The following is a 3,693-nucleotide window of genomic DNA, read 5'->3' on the forward strand; positions in this document are numbered from 1 at the left end:
AAAGGTTGCAACTGGCGGGAAAGCCCAAAATGCTCATCCGCATCGCGCTTGCCAGAAAACTTCTCGTCATCCTCAATGCAAAAGCACGCGACGCGAGAAGTGAGTTCGCAAATGCAACTTGACCCCCCAGATAGTCGCTCTCCCCCACTCGCGTGGCGGCAAGGAACATCCTGCAAACGTCTTTGCTAGCACCCCCACCCGGACCTTCGGTCCGACCTCCCCACAAGGGGGAGGTGCGAGCGTCCACCCCTTGCCCCATCAACACGCGACCCGTGCCACACGACAGCCAGGCCCGTAGCTCCTATCCCGGGCCTGCGCTGTGGTCCGCTGGTCGCGCCGTTGCGGAGGAGACTGAAATTGACGTCGACGCCGATTGCCGCCGCCGAAACCAAAACCTTGCCGATCACCGCGCTGCTCGGCGCCATGGTGTCGATCCAGATCGGCGCCACCTTCGCCAAGGGCCTGTTTCCGCTGATCGGCGCCAATGGCACCACGGCGCTCCGGTTGGCCGTGGGCGCGCTGATGCTGGCGGCGGTGCTGAGACCCTGGCGGGTGCGGCCGTCGCGCGCCGTACTGCCCTGGCTCATCGCCTATGGTGTGAACCTCGCGGGGCTGAACCTTTTGTTTTATGCGGCGCTCGCCAGAATCCCGCTCGGCATTGCTGTGGCGCTCGAATTCTCCGGCCCGCTTTTGGTGGCGACGCTGTCGTCGCGGCGCGCGACTGATTTCGTGTGGGTGGCGCTGGCCGTCGCCGGCATCGTGCTGTTGTCGCCCTTCATCCATTCCGGCAGCGCGCTCGACCCGATCGGTGTGATGCTGGCGCTTGCCGCCGGCGGCTGCTGGGCGCTCTACATCGTCTTTGCGCAAAAGGCGGGCGCCGAGCTCGGCAGCCAGACAACCGCTTACGGGCTGATCATCGCCGCCGCCATCGCCCTGCCGTTCGGCATCGCCGAGGCGGGTTCCGGCCTGGTCGCGCCCGCGATCCTGGTCGGCGCGCTGCTGGTAGGGCTGTTTTCCAGCGCCTTGCCGTTCTGGCTGGAGATGGTGGCGCTGACCCGGATGCCTGCCAGGCTCTACGGCACGCTGACCTGCATGGAGCCGGCGCTGGGCGCGCTGGCCGGCTTCCTGTTCCTGCATGAAATCCTGAGCCCGCTGCAATGCGCGGGCATCGCCGCCGTGGTCGTTGCCGCCTTCGGCGCCGCGCTGACGACGAAGCCGCCTGTGCCGTCGCCGGAATAGTTGCCGACGGCCCAGTCGGCACAAGTGAACATATGGGATGTCGCGCTGATGCCGGCCGGCATCGTCATCGTCGAGGCCAACACCAGCCCGGGCTCGACGTCCACCAATGCCATGGCAGCCTGAAACAGACCGCGGAGCAGCGCGGTTTCTGGGCCGAAATGGGCATGCGAGACCGATGCCATGCTCCGCCGGTCGCGTGTCCGGTTGCTCAAGGGCCCGCAGCATCGATATATGGCTTGTCACAGGAGATCCAAATGAGCACAGCGAGGGCCGACAGCATTGCTTGAGCCGTCCGTGATCAAGGCACTACTCCTTGTCGGGCTCGCCGCTGTCGTTGCGGCTCTCGCCTTGCGGCAGGCGCGGTCGCGTCGCAAGGCCCGGCTGCGTGAAAATCCGGCCAACGACTACGCCTTGCGCCAGGACTGGTCGGGCAACCACGGCAAGCTCAATTACTCGTCCTTTGTCTATTTCGATGCCGATCGCGACGGTCGCTACGGGCTCGGCGACCGGCCGATGGCCGGCATCATGGTCAGGCTGCATGATGGCAACGGCCGCTTCATCGCCGCGGCGCGGAGCAATCGCGGCGGCTTTGCCAATTTCCTGGCGTCGACGAAACGTCGGGCCGCGCCCATTCATGTGCCGGGAAGCTACCGCTTCACCGTTTCGGTGCCGCCCGGCTGGCGCGTAAGCAGCGCCAATGAGGTCCAGTCGCAGCATCTCCGGCTGCTGCCGGGCTCGCCCACCGGGCTGGTCTCGGAAGCAATGCTGCAGCCGGTCGGCCTGTTTCCGACACGCCGGCTCAGCGGCCGCGTGGCGGACGGCGTTTCGGCGAGCATCTCGGTGATGGCGAAAGGGCAAGAGGTGGCGGTGCATCCGCTAACTGATGGCGCCAGCTTCCGCCTCGACCTGCCCGATGACGCTGACGCGATCGACATTGCCGGTCGCGGCATCGCGCGCAGGCTCACCTTGTCGGCCTATCCGACCGAACTCGGCCTGCTGTTGCCCGAAAATGCCGCTTCGGAAAACGCTGTCATGGATGGCGCAGCGCCTTTGCACACCATCGGTTTCGACGATGTCACCTCGCGCGGCCTGCGCAAGGTGCCGTCCGGTTATGCCGGCTTGACCTGGTTCAACCTGAACGCACTTGCGCGCGATCATACAGAAGGCAGCGAAGGCTACATCAACGGCAACATCTCGGGAGACCATGTCTGCTACACGAGCAGCGGACACCCCGCGGAATTCTCAAGCGAAAAACCGTTCGGCTTCCATTCCGTAATGCTGACCGCGGCGTGGCTGAAGTCCGAAGGCGAAACCGCGCTGGTGGAGAGTTGGCTTGGCGACCGGCTGATCGCCAGCGACACCATCATCCTGTCGGCGCTGGCGCCCGTGCACTACGCGCCGATGCTGGCGGCGGTCACGCGCGTGCGCCTTTCCACGAGCCACTATTGGCAGCTCGTGCTCGATGATCTGGTGGTTGCGCGCTGAATGGTCCCGTCACCTGCGGGAAAAGATCAAGCTCTGGAACGGATCAAGCCGCCCGACTCTGTCAGGATAAATTTGAGAAATCGGGGTGAAAAGGTTCAGCCCGGGGTAGGGGCGGAAGCACCATTCGCGGTGATTTGCGAGAGCTTGCCCTTCTTGACCAGCACCGGCTTGGAATAGGTCTTCTTCATGCGGCATCTCCAATGTCAGGCTCAGGCGATAGAAAGACGGAACGATTTCACTCGACCGGGCCGGAACCGGCGCCATTGGTGACGGCCGTAACCCGCGAGAGCTTGCCTTTTTTGACCAGCACCGGCTTCAAATAGGTTTTCTTCATAGTGCATCCTCCAGGATGACGCGATAATGCCTGACAGATCGACACTGTCAACCTGTGCGATACCGTCGTCCCGTCTCGACTTTTCTTGTCGCCGATGCGCTAATCCGCAAATCCACCTTCGTCTAGAAAGCATTGTTCTTGGCTTTGCATGGCGCGGCCGAGGATCGGGTTGCGGTGCGGAAAGCATCAACAGCATCGTGCCGAAAGTCGCGTTGATGGATGCGGGCCTAGCCTGGCTGGTCGGCCTGCTCTAACAGGCCGGATGCAGCTATAGGTTGCAAAATGTAGGACTTAAGTCTGACAATTTTACAAAAAAAGTCTGTATTTGCCGAGACAAGGGTCGTAAGCCGCTTTCGCAAGGCCGTCGATTTGTGGATGCTGTTTTGGTAACAACGCCATTCCGGTTGTGGACAGATCGGATTGGTCTTCGCTGACCGTCAGGGGAAGAACAGATTACGCGATTGCGCCAACTCTGCTGGCTTTCCTTGCGGGCGTCCACAACGCTCGCCCTGATCCTTGTGCCCTACCACCTCAGCTTTGACGGCGCCGCCAAGATTGCCGCCAGCAATGCCTTCGCCAAGGATGGCGGCAATGGGGGCGGCGGCGGGAATGGCGGCGGCGGCAATGGCGGCGGC

The 3,693-nt window shown here is 63.1% G+C and carries 5 protein-coding genes and 1 pseudogene; 3 read left to right on the forward strand and 3 right to left on the reverse strand.

Going from position 1 to position 3,693, the window contains the following annotated elements; all coding sequences use genetic code 11:
- From AC04SG_RS32605 to AC04SG_RS32615, 3 genes and pseudogenes are all read left to right on the forward strand, one after another.
- A pseudogene (locus AC04SG_RS32605) lies at window positions 1–122 on the forward strand (IS110 family transposase); the annotation flags it as partial.
- A gap of 235 nt (window positions 123–357) precedes the next feature.
- Window positions 358–1,239, forward strand: coding sequence for an EamA family transporter (locus AC04SG_RS32610; protein ID WP_488554372.1), 882 nt, complete (start codon window positions 358–360; stop codon window positions 1,237–1,239).
- Between the two features lie 294 nt (window positions 1,240–1,533).
- The gene (locus AC04SG_RS32615) at window positions 1,534–2,724 is read left to right on the forward strand and encodes a hypothetical protein (RefSeq protein WP_488554373.1); all 1,191 of its coding nucleotides are present in this window, start codon (window positions 1,534–1,536) and stop codon (window positions 2,722–2,724) included.
- A 95-nt stretch (window positions 2,725–2,819) separates the two neighbouring features.
- Here the strand turns inward: AC04SG_RS32615 and AC04SG_RS32620 are convergent, their stop codons facing one another.
- From AC04SG_RS32620 to AC04SG_RS32630, 3 genes are all read right to left on the reverse strand, one after another.
- A complete protein-coding gene (locus tag AC04SG_RS32620; protein ID WP_352560803.1) occupies window positions 2,820–2,912 on the reverse strand; it encodes a putative RiPP precursor in 93 nt (30 codons plus the stop codon).
- 47 nt (window positions 2,913–2,959) lie between these two features.
- Window positions 2,960–3,058: a putative RiPP precursor gene (locus AC04SG_RS32625; RefSeq protein ID WP_192248739.1), complete on the reverse strand. Its 99-nt coding sequence runs from the start codon at window positions 3,056–3,058 to the stop codon at window positions 2,960–2,962.
- A 437-nt stretch (window positions 3,059–3,495) separates the two neighbouring features.
- The coding region (locus AC04SG_RS32630; RefSeq protein ID WP_488554374.1) for a hypothetical protein at window positions 3,496–3,693 on the reverse strand (198 nt) is incomplete at its 5' end.

It is taken from the genome of Mesorhizobium sp. CNPSo 4684 (assembly GCF_057784315.1).